The sequence below is a fragment of the Ruegeria sp. AB9 genome (assembly GCF_056542585.1).
The window spans coordinates 25923-45813 of the sequence record NZ_JBQGAA010000006.1 but is presented as its reverse complement, the minus strand read 5'-3'; the positions used below and the strand labels follow the sequence as shown (position 1 = coordinate 45813).

Annotated in this window: 15 protein-coding genes and 3 pseudogenes; 12 read left to right on the top strand and 6 right to left on the bottom strand. The window is 53.8% G+C overall.

Going from position 1 to position 19891, the window contains the following annotated elements; genetic code table 11:
- Nucleotides 1-55 precede the first annotated feature (55 nt).
- The 3 genes from ACR0K5_RS14150 to ACR0K5_RS14140 are packed head-to-tail and all read left to right on the top strand — an operon-like array spanning nt 56 to nt 3064.
- A complete protein-coding gene (locus ACR0K5_RS14150) occupies nt 56-724 on the top strand; it encodes a response regulator transcription factor (protein WP_480630445.1) in 669 nt (222 codons plus the stop codon).
- The gene (locus tag ACR0K5_RS14145) at nt 714-2078 is read left to right on the top strand and encodes a sensor histidine kinase (protein ID WP_480630293.1); all 1365 of its coding nucleotides are present in this window, start codon (nt 714-716) and stop codon (nt 2076-2078) included. Before ACR0K5_RS14150 ends, ACR0K5_RS14145 begins: the two co-directional genes overlap by 11 nt.
- Nucleotides 2057-3064: an ABC transporter substrate-binding protein gene (locus ACR0K5_RS14140; protein ID WP_480630292.1), complete on the top strand. Its 1008-nt coding sequence runs from the start codon at nt 2057-2059 to the stop codon at nt 3062-3064. The genes ACR0K5_RS14145 and ACR0K5_RS14140 overlap by 22 nt, the downstream gene beginning before the upstream one ends.
- Before the next feature lie 11 nt (nt 3065-3075).
- Here ACR0K5_RS14140 and ACR0K5_RS14135 read toward each other — a convergent pair whose 3' ends face one another.
- The 3 genes from ACR0K5_RS14135 to ACR0K5_RS14125 form a co-directional block, all read right to left on the bottom strand.
- A complete protein-coding gene (locus ACR0K5_RS14135; protein ID WP_480630291.1) occupies nt 3076-4392 on the bottom strand; it encodes an HlyD family type I secretion periplasmic adaptor subunit in 1317 nt (438 codons plus the stop codon).
- Nucleotides 4392-6131 (bottom strand): type I secretion system permease/ATPase, encoded by a 1740-nt coding sequence (locus ACR0K5_RS14130; protein ID WP_480630290.1) that lies wholly within the window; start codon nt 6129-6131, stop codon nt 4392-4394. Before ACR0K5_RS14130 ends, ACR0K5_RS14135 begins: the two co-directional genes overlap by 1 nt.
- 213 nt (nt 6132-6344) lie before the next feature.
- Nucleotides 6345-7376 (bottom strand): AbrB family transcriptional regulator, encoded by a 1032-nt coding sequence (locus ACR0K5_RS14125; RefSeq protein WP_480630289.1) that lies wholly within the window; start codon nt 7374-7376, stop codon nt 6345-6347.
- A 110-nt stretch (nt 7377-7486) separates the two neighbouring features.
- Between ACR0K5_RS14125 and ACR0K5_RS14120 the strand changes: the two genes are divergently transcribed.
- Genes ACR0K5_RS14120 through ACR0K5_RS14105 form a run of 4 tightly spaced genes read left to right on the top strand, consistent with a single transcriptional unit; the run spans nt 7487 to nt 10938 of the window.
- Nucleotides 7487-8167: a GntR family transcriptional regulator gene (locus ACR0K5_RS14120; RefSeq protein ID WP_480630288.1), complete on the top strand. Its 681-nt coding sequence runs from the start codon at nt 7487-7489 to the stop codon at nt 8165-8167.
- A 12-nt stretch (nt 8168-8179) separates the two neighbouring features.
- Nucleotides 8180-9574: an FAD-dependent tricarballylate dehydrogenase TcuA gene (gene tcuA, locus ACR0K5_RS14115; protein WP_480630444.1), complete on the top strand. Its 1395-nt coding sequence runs from the start codon at nt 8180-8182 to the stop codon at nt 9572-9574.
- Nucleotides 9564-10631 (top strand): tricarballylate utilization 4Fe-4S protein TcuB, encoded by a 1068-nt coding sequence (gene tcuB, locus ACR0K5_RS14110; RefSeq protein WP_480630287.1) that lies wholly within the window; start codon nt 9564-9566, stop codon nt 10629-10631. Before tcuA ends, tcuB begins: the two co-directional genes overlap by 11 nt.
- A 49-nt stretch (nt 10632-10680) precedes the next feature.
- Nucleotides 10681-10938, top strand: a complete 258-nt coding sequence (locus tag ACR0K5_RS14105; protein ID WP_480630443.1) for an SH3 domain-containing protein — start codon at nt 10681-10683, stop codon at nt 10936-10938.
- A 138-nt stretch (nt 10939-11076) separates the two neighbouring features.
- Here ACR0K5_RS14105 and ACR0K5_RS14100 read toward each other — a convergent pair.
- Nucleotides 11077-11563: pseudogene (locus tag ACR0K5_RS14100) on the bottom strand (transposase); the annotation flags it as partial.
- Between the two features lie 180 nt (nt 11564-11743).
- Between ACR0K5_RS14100 and ACR0K5_RS14095 the strand changes: the two are divergent.
- The 4 genes and pseudogenes from ACR0K5_RS14095 (at nt 11744) to ACR0K5_RS14080 (ending at nt 18468) form a co-directional block, all read left to right on the top strand.
- A pseudogene (locus ACR0K5_RS14095) lies at nt 11744-13213 on the top strand (tyrosine phenol-lyase).
- 225 nt (nt 13214-13438) lie between these two features.
- A complete protein-coding gene (locus tag ACR0K5_RS14090) occupies nt 13439-13696 on the top strand; it encodes a DUF6455 family protein (protein WP_480630286.1) in 258 nt (85 codons plus the stop codon).
- Between the two features lie 335 nt (nt 13697-14031).
- Nucleotides 14032-15906: an adenylate/guanylate cyclase domain-containing protein gene (locus ACR0K5_RS14085; protein ID WP_480630285.1), complete on the top strand. Its 1875-nt coding sequence runs from the start codon at nt 14032-14034 to the stop codon at nt 15904-15906.
- A gap of 339 nt (nt 15907-16245) precedes the next feature.
- Entirely contained in the window at nt 16246-18468 is a 2223-nt protein-coding gene (locus tag ACR0K5_RS14080; protein WP_480630284.1) for a tetratricopeptide repeat protein, read from the top strand.
- A gap of 10 nt (nt 18469-18478) precedes the next feature.
- Here the strand turns inward: ACR0K5_RS14080 and ACR0K5_RS14075 are convergent.
- Nucleotides 18479-18730 (bottom strand): annotated as a pseudogene (locus tag ACR0K5_RS14075) (transposase); the annotation flags it as partial.
- Nucleotides 18731-18797: 67 nt separating this feature from the next.
- On the bottom strand, nt 18798-19019 hold the full coding sequence (locus ACR0K5_RS14070) for a hypothetical protein (protein WP_480630283.1): 222 nt from the start codon (nt 19017-19019) through the stop codon (nt 18798-18800).
- Nucleotides 19020-19227: 208 nt separating this feature from the next.
- On the opposite strand from ACR0K5_RS14070, the gene ACR0K5_RS14065 reads away from it, so the two are divergent.
- The gene (locus ACR0K5_RS14065; protein ID WP_480630282.1) at nt 19228-19431 is read left to right on the top strand and encodes a hypothetical protein; all 204 of its coding nucleotides are present in this window, start codon (nt 19228-19230) and stop codon (nt 19429-19431) included.
- The last annotated feature ends 460 nt before the right edge of the window (nt 19432-19891 follow it).

Here is a 19891-nt window from a genome sequence, read left to right as displayed (position 1 = left end):
AAAACACATCAACCTGACATCAACCTGTCACGCGCAAAAATACAGCGAAAACCCCATGAAATTCTTGCTTGTGGAAGACAATCTTGATCTAGCAAACGCCATCTGTTCCCGCATGAGGTTAGACGGACATGTTGTTGATCATGCAAGCAAATTGGACGATGCGACTGCCTTTACCGAAACACAGGAATACGATCTTATTCTACTGGATATCATGCTACCTGATGGGGACGGTCGCGACTTTCTGAAACGGCATCGTGCCGGCCATTTGGACACCCCCGTAATCGTTTTGACAGCCCGAAGTCAGGTCTCGGATCGAATCGGTTCGCTGGATCTGGGGGCCGACGACTACGTCACCAAGCCTTTCGACCACGCCGAGCTCGAGGCTCGCTGCCGGGCCGTTCTGCGCCGCAAATCCGGGAACGCCAAGACAACGATTGAAGTGGGGGGTATCGTTTTTGACCCTTTGGCAGGGCATCTGACTGTTGGGGATGAGACTGTTTCGTTGCGTAATCGCGAACTGCGCCTTCTGGAATTATTCATCAGCGCGCCCGGTCAGGTGTTTTCGAAACAAAAGCTCACGGACCGGCTTTTTTCTTATGATGACGATGTCTCGGACAATGCAATTGAGGTTTACGTTGGCCGCCTTCGGAAACATCTTGAACCTTCGGACCTGAAGATCACCACGCTTCGCGGTCTTGGATACAGGCTGGATCATGCCTCCTGATCCCTATGTGTCAGGATCGCTTCGGAACAGGTTGGTCCTGACTTTGATTGGCGGTGCCGCGATATTGGCGTTTCTTTTGTTTATCGCGGTCCGCAACTACGCCGCACAGGTCGCGCAACAAGGACAAGACAACATCCTTGGGGCGTCGGTGACATCAATTCTTGACGCGGCTGCCTTGCGTGACGGTCAGTTGGAAGTTGATATTCCATATGCAGCCTTCGCAATGCTGAGCACGCCATCCGACGACCGGGTATTTTATGCGATTTTTCAGGATGGCGAGTTTCTGTCCGGATATGAAGACCTGCCGATATCAGGGCAATTCGACAGTAGGTGGAGCTTTCAATCCAGTCAGATACGCGGCGAGACCATTCGTCAGGTCAGCGCAAGCCGGACCCTTGTGGGCCTGAACAGTCAAACCGTCATTCAGGTCGCCCTGGGCCAAACCCAGGATGCGCTTGCGGAAACTCTCGATCAGATTTCACGCAACGCGGCGATTTTGGGCATCGGGTTCTTTGCCCTTGCCGCTGCGCTGTCGTTCTGGGCTACCTCGTCTACTATTGGCCAATTGAACAGGCTTACGACCTCTGTGACCCGGCGCGGCCCGCAGGACCTGAGCCCGTTCAAAAAACCCGTACCCCGCGAAATGGCCCCTTTGGTGGCTTCGTTGAACTCATTGATGGGGCGACTGGACCAGTCACTGAGCCAATCGGAAGATTTCATCGCTGAGGCTGCCCATCGGGTACGCACCCCGCTGGCAACCGTCAGATCTTATGCCGATGCCACCCTGCAGAGGGTTGAAAAGGAAGAAAACCGTGAAGCTTTGCGCTCCATGGTGCGTGCCATTGATGAAAGCTCTCGGGCAGCGGGGCAATTGCTGGATCATGCGATGATCACATTCCGAGCCGATCACCTGGAACGGGAAGACATTGATCTCAACGCTTTGGTCCGTGATCTGGTGCAGCGTCTCACGCCAATAGCCGAGATGAAGGACTTGTCGCTTTCCCTGAGTGGCGATCCTGAGGTTTCCTATTCAGGTGACCCCATTCTTATTCAAAACGCCGTGCGCAACATGATCGACAATGCTCTGAAATATGCACCGGCGGATAGTTTTGTCCGCATCGAGGTAATATCAAAACCACACATTCAAATCCGCGTCAAAGATCGTGGACCCGGGTTTCCCCCAAACGAAATCGATACGCTGACACGCCGTTTTGAACGCGGGAAGAACGCAAGCGGTACCATCGGATCCGGATTGGGCCTTACGATCGTTCAGGACGTTGCAACGGCCCATGGCGGCGCATTGGAATTGGCCAATCGGCAAGGGGGCGGCGCGTGCGTAACTTTATCGCTTTGATCTTCTTCAGTCTTCCAGTCATTGCTGCCGCTCAAACCTGGGAGGATAGGCAGGTTTTCAACGCCTCGGCGGATGAAGCACATCTTCGCGTCATCTCGAGCACGGACACCTTTCTGTTTGAGCCACTGATCACCGAGTTTATCGAAAAAAACCCCGGTATCGCTGTCGAATACATGGTCACGGGTACAGCGGATATTGACCGAATAGTCCGCGCCGCGCCCAAAGATTTTGATGTCGTCATATCCAGCGCGATGGACCTGCAACTGAAGCTGGCAAATGATGGGTTCGGTCACATTATCGACGACATCTCATTGCCAACCTGGGCCCAATGGCATCAAAGTCTATTTGCTTTCACATCAGAACCAGCGACAATCGTGGTAAATCGCGCCGCCTTTGCCGGTGGCCTTGTCCCGGAGACCCGGCAACAACTGATCGAAATCCTCCGCATGCGCCCTGATGATTTTCGCGGGCGAGTTGGTACTTATGACATCCGCCAATCCGGCCTTGGCTACCTGTTCGCAACGCAGGACGCCCGCGCGTCAGAAACGTATTGGCGACTGATGGAGGTTTTGGGCGGATTGGATGTGCGCCTTTATTGTTGTTCAGCTGACATGATCGATGACCTCGTCAACGGTGAGATTGCGGTGGCTTACAATGTATTAGGCAGCTATGCCGAAGCCCGTGCCGGGGGCAAAGACACCTTGGAGATCATTCTGCCGTCGGACTTCCAGACAACCATGATGCGCACAGCGATGGTACTGGATGGCACCCCTGAACCGGATGCTGCCACTTCATTTCTCAAGCACTTGGTTTCCAATCAGGCCGGGCGGGTAGACGACCCCTTTACGTTGCCACCACTGGCGCCGTACGGCACGGGCACAGAACGAGAAACGATCGGGCTGGACCCGGCTCTCATGACGTTTCTGGACAGATTGAAGCGCCGCCGGTTTCTGGCCGAATGGGAAAACGCGGTTATCCAGAGATAACCGCGCCCGTATCATTCACGAAACGCGCGATTGAAGTAATCCGCCATCGGTTTGACAAGGTAGGACAACGGAGTTCGCTCGTCGGTCTTAATCAAGGTTTCAACCGGCATACCCGGCAAAAGGTCCTGACCATTGAGGCGTTCCACTTCGCCTTCATTCAGCACCACTTCGGCGCGGTAGAAGGTGAAGCCGGACTGCTCATCCGTGAATGTGTCGGCTGACACGTTGTTGACCTGCCCGTCCAACTCAGGCGTCTCACGTTGATTGAACGCAGGAAAGCGCAAAGCGACGGGTTGACCGACATGCAACTGATCCACATGGATCGCATCCACACGCGCGGCAACCAGCAGAGGTGTATCCTGCGGAACCACATACATCATCGGCTCACCCGGCTGAATGACCGATTGCAGGGCAAAAACCTGACTGTCGTATACAGTGCCACTAACCGGGGCTCGGATATCCAGCCTTGTCAGACGCTCTGACAGGGACAGTCTGCGCTCCCACAGTTCCGCCACTTGTGCCTGTACGTCTCGCAAAGTGGTGATCGCTTCTTCCCGCCGGGTAGCAGTCAGTTCGACAATCTGAATTTCGGTCGACGCAATCTGCCCCTTCAGCCGCGCGACGGAAGCTTCCAATCTGCCAATTTCACCTGTCAGGCTGGCTTCTTCCCGCTGCAGCGCCAGAACACGACTGGTCTGAGTCAGGCCCCGGCTTAACAGGCTTTGCTGATCTTCCAATTCCGCCTCGATCAGCTCGGTCTGGCGGCGTAATGAAACCAACTGAGCCTGCGTGCCTTCAATCTCGCTTTCGATCTGAACCAGTTGTTTGCTCAGCTGTTCATCCTGCTTGGACAGCGTATCCAGCCGGGCGTCGAACAGGTTCTGTTGCCCCGCAATCAGGTCGGGATCTATGTTGTATTCTATTTGAACCTCAGTCAGTCGCGCCGCCAATTCTTCGGATGTTTGTCCATCCCGCTCGGCCTCAAGCCGGGCACGGCGGGCCAGCAGATCAAAGAGTTGAGACTCTACAATGGTCTGTTCCGATGACAGAAACGTGTCATCCAACCGCAAAAGCAAATCGCCCGAGGCAACCACATCTCCGTCGCGTACGAAAATTTCGCCAACCACACCACCGTCAGGATGCTCAACGACCTGACGGTTGCTCTGCACTTCGATCACGCCCGAAGACACGATGGCCCCGGCTAACCGCGTTTTCACAGACCAAAGCCCCAATCCGCCAACGAGAATGCCGAGGGCAAGAAATCCGACAAACGCAGGAGTCCTGATACCCCAGGCTGGAAGGGGTTTATTAGTCGATTTTTTTGCCATTATTCACCTACGGGGCTAAGCTTGCGCTTAATGGCGCCCGCATTTTGCACCATTGCGTTCAGTACTTCATCGCGACTGCCGAACCTCACCACTTGGCCCTTTTCGACAACAGCCAGATCATCACATTCCGAAATAGCCTGCGGGCGGTGTGTCATGATGATGGCAGCCTTTCCCGCTGCCTTGAGGCCACGTACGGCCGCATTCAAGGCTTCGGTACCATCCGCATCGAGTGCTGAGTTTGGTTCATCCAGAATTAACAAAACTGGATCGCCATATAATGCCCGGGCCAATGCAATCCGCTGTTTCTGGCCTCCAGACAACTGACTGTCATTGCCTTCGAGGAAGGTGCTGTAGCCTTTTTCCAAAGACAGGATAAGCTCATGCGCGTTGGCCTTTTTGGCCGCTGCAACCACTGCCTCTGAATCCGGATTTTCGGACATCCGCGCGATGTTCTCGGCAACGGTTCCATTAAACAAAGTTACCTGTTGCGGCAGGTATCCGATATGGCTGCCCAGATCGTTGGAGTCATATTGGTCCAGCGTTGCACCGCCCAATCGAATCTCCCCGGCCGACGGTTGCCAAAGCCCAAGCAGTGCCTTGGCCAGTGTCGTCTTGCCCGATCCGCTTTTTCCGATCACACCAAGTGCCTTACCCGGCTGCAATTGCAGGTTTACATTCCGCAGCGTCGGTGCCGAAGCACCCGGAGGAACAACGGTCAGGGATTTGGCTTCCAGCCGCGATTTCGGAATCGGAAGGCGAATCCGCTGTTCTTCGGGCGGTGTCTGATCCAGAAACCGGTTTAGCGAACCCCAGGCCGTGCGTGCCCGTTCGATCAAACCCCATTGACCAACCGCCTGCTCGACCGGGGCCAAAGCCCGTCCCAGTAGGATCGAGCCTGCAATCATCGCACCCGGCGTCATTTCGTTTTGCAGAACCAACCACGCGCCCAGAGCCAGCATGGCCGACTGGAGAAACAGCCGCAGCGACTTGGTCAATGACGTGAAACTGCCTGTCCAGTCACTGGCGGAAATGCTTTGACGCAAAGCAACCGAGCGCTGGTTCAACCACCGCTTGGTTACGTCTGCCTGCATGCCCTGAGAACGCACAACCTCGGCCGCTTGCCGCGCGTGTTCGGAAAAAGCGCTGGCTCGTGCGGCTGCAGATTGCGCTTCGGCCACCTTTCGGCTGGTTAAAGCCTGGTTCAGCAGCGCAATCACCACAAGCAATACGCCACTTGCAACGGCCAACCAGCCAAGCAGTGGATGAAACAGGAAAATCGCACCCAGAAAGACCGGTGTCCATGGAATATCCATCACTGCAAGCAAAACAGGCGATGAACACAGGGTACGAATAGACTCCAGATCTCGCAGTGCGGTCGCAGGAGCTGATCGCACCTGAGGCACCAGGGACCGGCGCAGTGTAGCTTCGAAAACGCGTTCATCCAGCTGCGACTGGAACCGGGCACCAAAGCGAGCAACGATGCGACCGCGCGCATAGTCAAGCATGGCCATCAGCGCATAAAGCAACGCAACGAGCAAAAACAGAGCGGTCAGAGTTTCAACTGCCCGCGAGCCAAGAACCCGATCATATACCTGCAGCATGAACAGGGGACCTGTCAGCATGAGGAGGTTAACGAAGATGCTGAACAAAAACGCTAAGGCCAGAAAGGCGACACCCTGATTGCGTACATTGCGCAATTCATGGCGAGGGGCCGCTGATACGCGGTGTTGAGGTTTCACAGTTTTCAATCCACATCATTCGAAGAGGCAGCGCCGCATTTAGAAAGTTAGTTCAGCGTTGCCAAGTTTGCACATGTTTTTTTGAGCAAGAAACCGCAGACCTCGGGCCGAAGAAGGCACTTTTTAGCCCACACAATTAAGAATGACAGAACATTTCAACTCGGCGACCCTATCGTACAGAAAAACGCGGTGACTGCGGCCGAAGATGCCTGACTAACCCCGTCGACTGGACCAACGCACGATTAGGTTGGCGGCGACAGGCGCGCCGATGATCACCAGCACGATTCGCGTGAGGTGATGAGTGATTACAAAGCCAAGATCGGCACCCGAGACGATGGCCAGAACCGTCATCTCGGCCTGTCCGCCCGGAGCGAAAGCGAGAAAGGCTTCGACAGGCCGTCCTAACCCAAGCGTCGTAACTACGGCCGTGAAACCTGCGGCCAGAACGGCCAGTACAACTACATAGGCGACGCCCGCAGCAACGACCCGGCGCAATTCACCCCAAGTCACGCCGACAAATTTCACTCCAATTGTGCACCCTATGAAAAACTGCGCGACCAACACGGATTCGCGCGGCGGGCGCGAATGGATGAAATCCCCCAGTGACAATGCTGCAGTCAGAATCATCGGTCCAAGGATGGATGCACCGAACAGCCCAATTCTTTCCCCGCCTTTCCAGCCAATGAGTGCCGCCAGAACCATCAGCAGCAGCTCATGAACCGGTAGCTCATTCGCTGGCTGCCCTATTGGGTTAGTGAGTTCGGCACCGTAGAAAACTGTCAGGAACAATGGCGCCAAAGTGACGATGATCAACACGCGCGTTCCGTGGATCAGAGACAGAGTTCTCGGGTCGGCTCCAGCCTCGGTGCCAAAGATGATCATATCCTGCAACCCGCCTGGCATCGCCGCGTAAAAAGCGGTTTTTTCGTCAAATCCCCAGACCTTTCGGAAAAACGGCACACCGACAAGCGCGATCAGAACAATGAAGAAGGGGACCAGCATGATCGATGCGGCCATCTTGGGCAGTTCGGCGAACAGTGCTGGTGTGATAGATGCGCCAACTGCGACGCCCAGAATCGTTCTGGCGGCGACGGAAACCTGCCCAAACCCTTCCATCGGCATTTGCGCCAGCGCGGCAATCAGGCAGGTGGCCATGGGACCGAATAGGAACGGCAGAGGCAGGTCCAATATCCAAAAGACCCCTGTGCCAAGCACTGCGATACCAAAGGCCATCGACCTTTTCATAAGAAGGGAAGGTTGGTTGTCTGAAATAAGCAAAACTGGATATCCGTCGTCATTGACGCACGATGTGTTCAATTGTATTCATTTGGATACAAGTTGCAAGTATGAACGTGATGAGCATCCAGGACGACCCGATACAACCAGGCCCACAAGGTAATTCCGCTTATCAGCGGCTGCTGGATGAGATTCGCGAAGGCGCACTTTTGCCCGGCGACCGCTTGAGAGAGATAGACCTGTCCGAACGGCTGGGGGTCAGCCGAACTCCCGTTCGTGAAGCGATCCGGCAACTTGAGACAGATGGGCTTGTCACACATGTTCCAAGGCTGGGCGCGACAGTTCGAAGCCTGAGCTACACCGAAGTGATGGAGCTTTATGAGATGCGGGCCGTGCTTGAAGGTACTGCAGCCCGTCTGGCGGCTCGAGCTGCGTCAGATATCGAATTAGACGAATTGGAGGTGCTGAACGACCGGCTGGCCGAGGCAGGCACAGGGCCGGAAGCTGCCCGGATCAACCGGGTATTTCACGCCACGTTGCTGGATGCGGCCAAAAATCGGTTTCTGACTAAATCCATGCTGTCCTTGCAAAAGGCGCTGCTGATCCTGGGGCCGTCACAACTGTTAGACAATGAAAGGGCGGATGCCGCAGTCGCCGAGCATCGGTGCATTATGTCGGCCCTTAAGTCACGTGACAGTGCAGCCGCCGAGATGGAAATGCGGGCACATATTCAGGCAGCCCAGCGAATGCGGATTCGCGCACTTCAGGAACGCGACCGCACAGCCGATCTGGGTCAATAGGACGAGCGAATGATGCCTGCACACGCAGATACTTATGATATCGCGGTGATTGGTGGTGGAAACGCCGCCCTCTGTGCCGCGATGACCGCCGCCGAAACAGGCGCGCGTGTTTTGATCCTCGAAACGGCTCCGAAACCGTATCGCGGTGGTAATTCGCGCCATACCAGAAATTTTCGCTGCATGCACTCCGGTCCTTTGGGCCCTTTGGTCGACGCATACAATGAAGACGAATACATGTCCGATTTATTGAAGGTTACCGACGGCAAAACCGACGAGCATCTGGCCGGGCTGGCAATCCGTACCTCCGAGGAATGCCTGCCATGGATGGAAGAGCGAGGAGTTCGGTTTCAGCCATCGCTTTCGGGCACTCTGTCTCTGGCCCGCACCAATGCGTTTTTTATGGGCGGCGGCAAGTCGCTGGTGAATGCCTATTACCGGACAGCTGCAAAGTTAGGGGTTGATGTCCGGTACGAAGCCGCTGTCACGCACCTGGAATTGAACCGCGATCATATCGAATGGGTAGATTACACGTACGAAGGTCAGTCCCATCGCGTCACGCCTAAAGCGGTTATTGTCGCCTCGGGCGGGTTTCAGGCCGACACTGATTGGCTGACCCATGCTTGGGGGCCAGCGGCAAAGAACTTTTTGATCCGTGGCACACCCTATAACCGAGGTGTCGTGCTGGCCGATCTTCTGGATCAAGGCGTTGAGGGCGTTGGCGATCCGACACAATGCCACGCCGTTGCCATCGACGGGCGCGCGCCGAAGTTCGACGGCGGCATCGTCACCCGTCTGGACTGCGTTCCATTCTCAATTGTCGTCAACAAAAACGCCGAGCGGTTCTATGACGAGGGTGAGGACGTCTGGCCCAAGCGTTACGCGATCTGGGGGCGTTTAGTGGCAGCCCAACCGGATCAGGTGGGCTATGTGATCATCGATAGCACATCACTGAACCTGTTTATGCCGTCGGTGTTCCCACCGCTGAAGGCTGACACGTTGGAGGAACTGGCCAAAATGATGGACCTGCCCACCGACAAGCTGACCACGACCGTGGCGGAGTTTAATGGCGCCTGTGGTAATACAAGTGGCTTTCATCCAACCGAGTTGGACGGCGTTTCAACTTCGGGTCTGACCCCGCCCAAGACGAACTGGGCTCGTCCGATCAGTGAGCCGCCATTCTACGGCTACTCGCTGCGCACCGGTGTGACCTTCACCTATCTGGGCCTGAAGGTAGACGAAACTGCGCAGTGTTCGACGCCAAACGGCAAGATCCAGAACCTTTGGGCTGCGGGGGAAACCATGGCCGGGTCGATCTTGGGGCAGGGTTATCTGGCTGGGTTTGGCATGACCATAGGGACCGTCTTTGGACGCATCGCAGGTCATGAGGCCGCCGCTTATGCAAACTGAATTGATTCAAGAAGCCCGCCGACAAGCCGAAATTTGCAACGCTTGCAGATATTGTGAAGGCTATTGCTCGGTCTTTCCATCGTTGCACGCCCAACGCGCATTCTCGGATGGGGACATTACTCACCTGGCCAACCTCTGCCACAACTGCCGGGGCTGTTATTATGCCTGTCAGTATACCGCGCCGCATGAGTTTGACCTGAACCTGCCGAAAGCGTTGGCCGAAGTGCGCAGGGACAGTTGGGAGAGCTTCGCCTGGCCGCAACCACTGGCGCGTCGGTTCCACACGCATGGCGGAGCCATTGCCTTGGCGCTTGCGATTGGATTCGCGCTGTTTTTTTGGGTCATTCGCGCCATTGGATCAAGCGGAGGGGAGGGGTTTTATGCCGTCCTGTCCCATAATGCGATGGTCGCAATCTTCACGCCTGCTTTCTTGCTGCCGCTTTTCAGCATAGCCATAAGCTTGAGACGCTATTGGAACGCGGTTGGGGGCCACCCCATTCAAATGGCCGATCTGACAACGGCGTTCAAGCGGGTCGGCAAAATGCAGGATCTTGCAGCTGGGCACGGCGAGGGATGCAATTTCGAGGACGAAGACCGGTTCAGCCAGACACGCCGCCACATTCATCAGGCCATCATGTACGGTTTCCTGCTGTGCTTTGCTTCTACATCTATCGCAACTGTCATGCATTACGGGTTTAAGCTGCACGCACCTTATGGGTTTTGGTCTGCGCCAAAGTTGTTCGGGATGACCGGAGGCATTCTGCTGACTGTGGGTTGCGGATGGATGGCGCTGCTGAAGCAAAAGTCAGACCGTGATCTCGGCGACCACTCTGCATGGGGAGGTGAAATGAACTTCATCCTGCTGCTGGGTTTTGTTGGCTTCAGTGGCCTCATGCTCTATGCGCTCGGCTCCACCTCATTGATGCCCGCACTTTTGGCAATCCATTTGGGATCTGTTCTGACGTTCTTTATACTTACTCCTTATACCAAAATGGCGCATGGGTTTTATCGCCTCGCCGCACTGGTCCGGGATGCACAGAGGAAAAGAGGTGATTAACCCGATGCGTAACATAATCTTCATCGCAATAGCGGCATTTATTCTTGGGATGTCTATGAACGCTGAACCAGCAAAAGCCGCCTCACTTGGACGATTCGAGGTTTTTGGCGTCGAAGAGGGTGACATGCTGAAAATGCGTGCTGGGCCAGGAACAGGTTTTATTGTGATCGTTGGCCTTCCGAATGGAACCTCCTTGCGGGTTCACAATTGCGAACAAACCGGTGGCACCCGTTGGTGCCTGGTTTCTTTGGATCGAGCGCGCAAGCTCAAGGGATATGTTTCTTGGGCCTATTTGCGAAAACTATAATACGACAATTCTGGACGTCGCCGCTTGAACAATGCGGCAATTGGTCAGTACGAATTTCTAACTGCGCCGTTGGGTTCCCTGGCATCTGTACTTCTCGGCCGCTGCGAAGAACGCAGTTACCAGGTTCGGGACACATGACCACTGGATGACGAGTTCTGCGAGAGCGATGGCTGACAGCAAGACCTTTGGATACCTGTCGTAGCGGGTGGCAACACGTCTGCAGTCAAAGAACCTGCCGAACATGATTTCAATTCTGATGCGTCGGTTGTAGCGGCGCTTGCCGTATCGGACTGTTGCCTTGCACTGTATCGACTAGGGATGCTGGCGGTTACCCCTTGTCTTGCAACGCTTCTCTGAACCAATCAGCGTCTTAGCCGCGATCACCGAGCAATCATTCGACATTCGGCAGGCTGCTGCCCAACGCTCTGGCATCAATGTAGTTGCTGACCTGACCGGCAGTGACGAACAAGATCAAATGGCGTCCCAAGCTGTCACAAACCGCATCCCGCGTTGTCGTCATACCGCCCTTGGTGCGCCCGATCAGACGACCACACCCCATTTTCACCGCCAGGCTGGATGCTGTACGATGCGCCTTGAAGTAGGTTGCATCAACTATGATCGCCTTAAAAAACCACCGTTCTTCTAGCTCAAGGTGACGGCGCGGCTAATTCGCAGATTGCCCAAAGCCGTCTTCCTGCGACGTAACGTATCAGCTTCATTTCTTGGTTGAGTATCTCATGACCCGCAAATAGCGTTCGACTCGGCCACTCAGACCAGACAGCGAGTTCTGGTACGGAGGGATGAAATGCCACGGGCAATCCGTGGCGCACCCTCAACGCTCCACGCGAAAACCCACTTTAGTGTCGTTGAACGAAGGAGCCAAAAAATGACTTTGCAAAACCGAAGCTGGGCCGAGCCATACAAAATCAAGATGGTCGAACCGCTGAAGATGACTACTGAAGCTGAGCGGAAAGCCGCAATCGCTGTGGCAGGCTACAACACTTTTTTGCTGAAGTCCGAGGATGTGTACATTGACCTGCTAACTGATTCCGGCTGCGGCGCAATGTCCGATCGGCAGTGGTCCGGTATGATGGCGGGCGATGAAGCCTACGCCGGCAGCGCTAATTTCTATCGGATGCGAGACACGGTCGAGACGTACTATTCCTACAAGCACACCGTCCCGACTCATCAGGGGCGTGGTGCGGAAAACATCCTGTCGCAGATTCTGATTTCAGACGGCGATTACGTGCCCGGAAACATGTATTTCACGACCACGCGCCTGCACCAGGAACTGGCAGGGGCCACTTTTGTCGATGTAATCATAGATGAAGCGCACGACCCCACATAGCTCCACCCATTCAAGGGCAACATTGACCTGGCCAAGCTTAACGCCCTGGTGGACGAGGTTGGCGCAAACAAAATCCCTTATGTCTGTGTCGCAACCTGCGTGAACATGGCAGGCGGTCAGCCAATCTCGATGGCCAACCTGCGTGAACTGCGCACATGGTGCGACAAACACGATGTGCTGTTGGTCCATGACATGACCCGGGTCGCCGAGAATGCCTATTTCATCAAGCGTCGCGAAGACGGGTACGGCGAAAAGTCCATTCGGGAAATCATATTCGAGATCTGCGCGTTGACAGATGCGGCCACGATGTCCTCGAAAAAGGATGCGCTGGTCAATATCGGCGGGTTCCTGGCAATGAACGATTCGGAACTCTATGAGAAGGCGTGCAATCTCGTTGTGGTCTACGAAGGTCTCCACACTTATGGCGGCATGGCCGGGCGCGACATGGAAGCTTTGGCAATCGGCATAGAGGAAAGCGTGCAGGACGATCACATCAACGCCCGGGTTGGGCAAGTTGAGTATCTCGGCAACAAGCTCAAGGCGATGGGAGTGCCGATCGTGAACCCGATCGGCGGGCACGCGATTTTCCTCGATGCGCGCGCAATCCTGCCCCATATCTCGCAAGATCAGTTTCCTGCGCAGGCGTTGGCTGCGGCCCTGTATGTTGACGCAGGCGTGCGGGTCATGGAACGGGGCGTTGTCTCGGCCGGGCGCAACAAGGACACGGGCGAGAACTTCATGCCGAAACTTGAACTGGTACGTCTGACTTTGCCGCGTCGCGTCTACACCCAGGCGCATATGGATGTGGTTGCGGAAAGCGTTGAACGGGTCATGGAAAAGGCGGACGAGATTCGCGGGCTCAAGTTCACCTATGAGCCGGAGTATCTGCGCTTTTTCCGCGCCCATTTTGCACCTGTTGAAGGGTGATCAGGACAGGCTTCGGTTTGGGGGCCGCTTTGCGGCTCCCAGATACATAGATCGCGACTGCCGCCAATATTCACTCTGAGATCTGCCGAGTGGACCATTGAAACGGCTCATAGGTCCGTATTGTGCAGATTGACCTGAATCATGGCCTGCCCAGAGATTTTGTGTCTGCCTCGTTGAAAACAATTCAATTCAGAAAAGCTCATCACACATTCTAAGGAGGCCAGTATGCCCGTCATAACCAATAGCATGCGTCAACCAGATCAGTTGTCTGCAATGGCTAAAGCTCTTGATGTATGCTTGGAGCAGGCTGTGAAGGAAGAAAAAATTCACAACTTCCAACGACACGATGCCGCATTCCGTTGCTGCGAGTGCCCAGAAAAAACTGCGTGTGAAACTTGGTTGGCCAACAATCGTGCCGGAGCTACAAAAACCCCAAATTATTGCCGCAACAAGACATTGCTGGAAGAGTTACGGATTAGATAAACTGTTGTGGCGTAACTATGCTCCAAGGACAGGATGACTACACTCTACATTGCGGGCGTTTGTGCTCACTCAAGGTGTTCATTACGACCAGCAGGGTTGTACATTTGAGCCCAAACCGGTCATGACCGGGGGGATGCGGCGTTCGCACTGATCCGTAGACAGCCCCTAGCGGACATTCAATGAACAACTGCACTTCGTTGTCAGGCACGGCTTTGCTGCCGGCGGCCTAAAAAATGACTGAACAATCGCTTTTTTGAGATTGCGTTTTCGGCCAGCGCGTCTGGCCTAGATGCAATTTTGCGTTTAGCGTAATGCCCACTGTGGGAGTTCAGTCTTTGGAAAGACGTCTAGCAGCGATACTTGCCGCCGATGTGGTTGGCTATAGCCGTCTTATTCGAAATGACGAGGCCGGCACGCTTGCAAGGGTCAAAGCCCATCGCGAGCAGTTTTTTGAACCAATTGTCGCTTCACGACATGGGCGCATCGTTAAGTTGATGGGCGACGGTTTGCTCCTTGAGTTTGCAAGCGCGGTTGAGGCCGTTCGATGTGCGGTGGACATGCAGCACAATATAGTGGTCGCTAACGCGGACCTGCCGCAAGATTCGCAGGTGCGATACCGGATCGGCCTCAATGTTGGCGATATCGTCGTAGATCAGGATGACATTTACGGGGATGGTGTAAATGTCGCTGCACGCATTGAAAGCCTGGCCGTCCCAGATGGCATTTACATGTCGGCTAGTGTTTTCGAACAGATCCATACCAAGCTCGATCTCAACATCGAAGATTTGGGGATGCGAGAGGTTAAGAACATCTCCGACCCCGTTCACGTGTACAGCCTAAAAATGGACGACAAGGCAAAAGCTATCGTTTCTCCTGTCGTGCCACTTGCGAATAAACCAACGAAAACTCGCCTGATCATGGTAAGTTGCATCGCAATTATCCTGGCGTTAGTTGCCGCCGCATGGCTGCAACCTTGGTCCGTGGTGATATCTCCGGACTTGGATGAACAAGCCGCGGCCCTGTCTGGCAAACCCTCCATCGCGGTCATGGCGTTCGACAATCTCAACAACGACCCGAGACAAGATTACCTCAGCGACGGGCTGAGTGAGAACATCCTGACCGCCTTGTCCCGTTTTGCAGACTTTTTCGTGGTCGCCCGAAACTCGACGTTTTCGTACAAGGACACTCCGTCAGATATACAAAAAGTGTCAGAGGAATTGGGTGTTCGCTACATCGTTGAGGGGAGCGTTCAAACTGCCGGTGAGCGCTTGCGCGTGACGTCCCAACTCATTGATGCGACGACGGGCCAGAACATCTGGGCAGACAGCTATGACCGAGACCTACAGGACATATTTTCAGTACAGGATGAGATAACGCGAACCATAGCTTCGCTTCTCTCCACGAATATCGATCTGGCGGAGTACAGCCGTCTCAAGCATCAGCCTACTGATAGTCTTGGCGCCTACGAATTGCGTAAACGCGCGCAGGAGGAATGGTTTACCTTCACGAAAGAAGGAAACATCAAGGCAGAAGAGCTAAGCGCAAAAGCAATTGCTCTCGATCCGAACTATGCCGGGGCGTATGTCGAAAACGCTTGGGCACATATAAACGGGTATCGTTGGGGATGGACCAACTCTTTAACGCGCGAGGAATCACTGGAGCGCGCATTTGAGATGGCGCGGAAAGCCATTGAATTGGAACCCTTCAATTTCAAGGGTCATTGGGTCTTAGCCAATGCAACTACTCAGAGCGGTAACCTTGAGCGGGCTGCTTCGCTTTACGACAAAGCAATTTCTCTGAATCCAAATTCGGCATCCGTTTTGGCAGATTCCATCGACCCGCTCGTCTATGGCGGCAAGGCACCTGAGGCCGTTGAGCGCATGAAACTGGCGATCCGGCTGAACCCACATCACCAAGACTGGTATCTTTGGAATTTGGGTTGGGCTCAGTACTTCGCTGGGAAGTATGAAGATGCAAAGGCTTCAATTGAACAGATGAACGAAATACCCGACGGCTTGAAGCGCACCTACGCGCCAATTCTTTTACGCCTTGGTCTTCCCAGTGATGCGCAGGCCGTTATCGATGAATTTTTAAGAGCCAATCCCGAATTCACGATCCAAGAGGCAATGAACGCACCATTCGAGAGCGACGCGTATCTCAATCGGTGGGTAGAAGATCTGCGAAAATTGGGTGTGCCTGATACTAAATAATGAACGGTTTTTCGAGTTTCGCTTTGGAGGTGTCGCCACAAGACACAGACCCCGGCAACAATCGCGACAAACTTCAATCCTGCATTTCACAGCTGTGGCCTAGTAGCTTTTTCAGCCCAGTCCGGACATTGGCGACGAAGGCTCTCGATCCCTGAAATGCGAACCAGTTGACCGAAAAAAAAGAGTTCAACTGAGATGTTCAATGTACTTACCACAGCCGCACACGAAAGTTGCATCAGCGTTTGTTCGTGTTTTGCGGACTTCTCATCCTAACTTATCGGGATAGGACAACGGACCAAAATGCCATTACACTAAGTTTGCAATGGGCTGGAGGTGTCCTTGTCAAATGAAGTTAGAAGACTTTCCGCAATAGTGGCTTCCGACATGGTAGGCTACAGCCGACTTATGGAGTTGGACGAGACCGGAACCCTAGCTCGGCAAAGAACGGTCCAAGATCAGATAGTTAACCCCAAGGTCATCGAATTTGACGGTCGGATCGTAAAAACCACCGGAGACGGCGCGCTGATTGAGTTCGCCAGTGCAGTCAACGCGGTTTCGTGGGCTGCGTCTGTGCAGCGCGCTGTGATCATTCACGAACGTGATCAGGATGCGGACAAACGAATTTCTTATCGTATTGGGATCAATCTCGGCGACGTCCTCGTCGAGGAAGACGACATTTTCGGCGAGGGCGTGAACATTGCTTCCCGCCTGGAAGGATTGGCTGAACCCAATGGAATAATGATCTCGGACACAGTCTTCAAAAGCGTTAAAGGCAAGTTGGATCTTGGCTTTGCCGACGTGGGGCCCAACAAGGTCAAGAACCTTTCGGAGCCGATACAAGCATTCAAAGTGCTTCTTGATCCGGGTGACGCCGGTAAAATTATTGCCGATGCCCGCCTGATCTCCAGCCGCGTCAGAAATCCACTGGTTGCAGCAGCAACTGTTCTTTTTGTGGGCTTGAGTGTCCTCTTCCTTTCAATTTGGACTCCGAGTTTCGGCGATCCGGACGATGGAATTCTGATCGTACCGTTTACGGCCGAAACTAGCTCTGACAAGGTCCCATCGGATGTCGTGACAGAGTTGTTTCTTCGATCCTACGGCAGGCTCAGACAGTTGCCTTCCGCGCCGCACAGTACGTCGATGGAGCACAAAGGTATCGCTGTCACGTTACTGGACCTGAAACGTGACCTTGATGTCAGATATGTTCTTGATGGGTCAATCAGAACACACGAAGGCGATATCGAAATCCGTGCGCGTCTCAGAGATGCAACAAGGAGCGGTGACGGCGTCATCTGGCAACAGACCGCCGTAGGGGAAGAAGCTCAGCTGTTCGATCTCGTTGGCGAGCTGAAACTCAAGGCAGCCGGTGCATTGAAGCTCAAACTAAACCCGGTTGAACGACGCATTTTTGAAGAAACTCCCACAAATGACGCAAACGCGTTCCTTGCCTTTGCAAATGCCGAAAGACTGCTTCACAGCAAAGATTTCACAGATATCGGTAAGGCCCTGCCGCTATACGAGAAGGCAATCGCGCTGGATCCCAGCTTTACCGAAGCTAAACTCGGATTTGCAGAAGCTAACTTTCAAATCTGGCAAGGAAGCTTCAACACGATACGCTTCACGCTGGACGCGCTGGATGATGCAAGAACTATTGTCCGAGATGTGCTCAGCGCCGATCCTTCAAATTCAGTAGCTCTTGGGTTGCAGGTAAGATTGCTGTTGCAACAACTCCAGAGGGATCGCGCGCTGTCCGCAGCGAGAGCGGCTGTATTCAACTACCCAAGCGAACCAGGCCTTAGGTTTGTGCACGGTCTCACTTTGAATGCGGTCGGCGATTACCAACAGGCCATCGAGGCGTTCAAACAATATGAAGCGCTGTCCGCGCGGCTCAGTTCGGGTGAAAAAGGAGATTTGGCCTGGAACTATCTCAGGGCGGGTAACAGCGAGAAGGCGCTTTCATTGTTGCTTAGCATTCCGGAAAACGAACTGCGTGAACAACATTTTCGAATTTTGGCGGAAGCCTATTACCGGGAAGGCGATGGCGAAAAGGCGCGTGAATATATCCAACGCTTTCTGACCAATAACGTATGGCTGAACTTGATGTGGATGAAGCCATGGTTTGAAATTTATGATGATCCTAGTGTTTTCAGGATCTTTTCCGAAGCCATGTTGGCGTCCGGATTGCCCGAATGGCCTTACAGCTTCGACAAGGGGCGCGAAGGGGATCGTATTGGGCATGATGATCTGCTGGTGTTGTACTCCGACCAGTTCGAAGAACAGTTTACGACAGGCCCATTTGGAGCGCCTTATTCAGAAGATCGAAGAGCTGACGGAACGGTCGCGATGGAGTTCGGCTGGATGAATGGTATCCCCCTCAACGGGACCTGGAGAATCAAAGACAACTCCATTTGTCAGAGGCTTCCTTCGGTCCATCAGGGGAGGGAACAATGCCATTTCCTTTACCGTGACGCAGACAAGTCGACCGAGACCAATCAGCATGTGTCAGCAGTCTTGTCTTTCGGTGTGATCGATTCAGAATTCAAACGTATAGAAGAGTATTGAACGTCGCGTATCGCAATTCCCTGACCTCGGGTGCCGTTGCCTGACCGGCTGTGTCATCCGCCAGACGGTTCTTCCCAGCTTCTAGGAACTCCTTCGATCACGAATAATACAAGCTCTCGGCTATACCCTCGCGGCGGCACAGCGCGGCAATGTTATCCTCACCACGTAGGCCCGCCAGAACAATCCTGATCTTTTCTTCGGCAGAGTAATGCTCTTGGGCTTTACGTTTGATGCCTCTGACCAACTTGTCAGCCACGTCCATCGATGTTCCGGATTTCTTGTTCATCTTCGCTCCACATAGCTTCGATGAATCAGAAATCCTCCGTTGTTCAAACCCCTAAAGCTGTCCGGCAGGCGCTGACGTCAGACAAGACGAGGTCATTGCTGAAATCAAAATGCTGTATATCTACAGTTCCCTTGTTGATGAACAGATATGTCTGACGCGGTGGTGTCATCTGAATAGATGCGTGCACGTTGTTGCGGCAACCAATAAGAAGCGCTGAGGTAAATTTGTCCGGGCCTTCCTCAGAGTTTTCAAAAGCCTTGCTCATGCCGCCGAGATCGATTGGACTAGGTTGAACTTTTACCGCCTAGGCCAGATCAAGGAAGCAATAGCTGAAAATGATGTCGAGCTTGCCGTCATAGCCACCCCGCTGACCTAGTGGTATGCAGTAAATTATCACGAATACATGCAGATTCAGGCACATATCCCGCTATTGGTACTTTTGATTTTCGCGGAAGGCCCCACGGTGTTCAGCTATGGAATCCGAAACCGGTTTCGGCAACAAAATTGTCAATTTCTGGAAAACTGAACGTTTGGCACTGGGGCAATCGTTGGATCCGACAGCCGGCCTGGGCCGTTCCAGCGCTCGCTTTGAGCGAACAAGTGTTCAGTGGTTTTCCGAAGGAACGAAACGCAAGACAGCCAAGCGATATACTGGCCAAGGATTTACAGGTTTCTGACATGTGGCGCTGATATGCAGCCCTTCCGGATACTGTCTTTCAATTGCATTGAGTAAACATGACCTGCCCAGGCCGTAGGTTTGAATCGAGGCAATAAAACCCGCAGATGTGCCAAACTCACCGTTTGATAAAGCAGTGATCTCTATCAGGTTATCCGGAGACTTTGACCTGAGTGTCTATATCGTCGCCTTTCCACTAATCCTTGATGAAACACTCGGACAGGATTGTTCGATTCTTGAACAACCTTTTGTAGAAAGTGAGGGTTGAAGGCAGCTTTGTTTTCGAAGGCTTTGCGATTCAAGTTTGCCATCATGTATCGTGATGACACTTAATTGTTGCATTTGGGCAATGGGTGACGTCAAACACACAATAGCGTGAACTAAGTCACATTAATCTTACTCAAATTGCCCGTATGCTGCCCGAAGTGGTGATGGGGAAGCCTCGAATTGCAGGCCGCAGT

What these genes read in the sequence shown, in the direction of transcription:
- ACR0K5_RS14150 (WP_480630445.1), top strand. Translation starts at nt 56, where the DNA reads ATGAAATTCTTGCTTGTGGAAGACAATCTTGATCTAGCAAACGCCATC.
- ACR0K5_RS14145 (WP_480630293.1), top strand. Translation starts at nt 714, where the DNA reads ATGCCTCCTGATCCCTATGTGTCAGGATCGCTTCGGAACAGGTTGGTC.
- ACR0K5_RS14135 (WP_480630291.1), bottom strand. Translation starts at nt 4,392, where the DNA reads ATGGCAAAAAAATCGACTAATAAACCCCTTCCAGCCTGGGGTATCAGG.
- ACR0K5_RS14125 (WP_480630289.1), bottom strand. Translation starts at nt 7,376, where the DNA reads ATGAAAAGGTCGATGGCCTTTGGTATCGCAGTGCTTGGCACAGGGGTC.
- ACR0K5_RS14120 (WP_480630288.1), top strand. Translation starts at nt 7,487, where the DNA reads ATGAGCATCCAGGACGACCCGATACAACCAGGCCCACAAGGTAATTCC.
- tcuA (WP_480630444.1), top strand. Translation starts at nt 8,180, where the DNA reads ATGCCTGCACACGCAGATACTTATGATATCGCGGTGATTGGTGGTGGA.
- tcuB (WP_480630287.1), top strand. Translation starts at nt 9,564, where the DNA reads ATGCAAACTGAATTGATTCAAGAAGCCCGCCGACAAGCCGAAATTTGC.
- ACR0K5_RS14105 (WP_480630443.1), top strand. Translation starts at nt 10,681, where the DNA reads ATGTCTATGAACGCTGAACCAGCAAAAGCCGCCTCACTTGGACGATTC.
- ACR0K5_RS14090 (WP_480630286.1), top strand. Translation starts at nt 13,439, where the DNA reads ATGCCCGTCATAACCAATAGCATGCGTCAACCAGATCAGTTGTCTGCA.
- ACR0K5_RS14070 (WP_480630283.1), bottom strand. Translation starts at nt 19,019, where the DNA reads ATGAGCAAGGCTTTTGAAAACTCTGAGGAAGGCCCGGACAAATTTACC.
- ACR0K5_RS14065 (WP_480630282.1), top strand. Translation starts at nt 19,228, where the DNA reads ATGGAATCCGAAACCGGTTTCGGCAACAAAATTGTCAATTTCTGGAAA.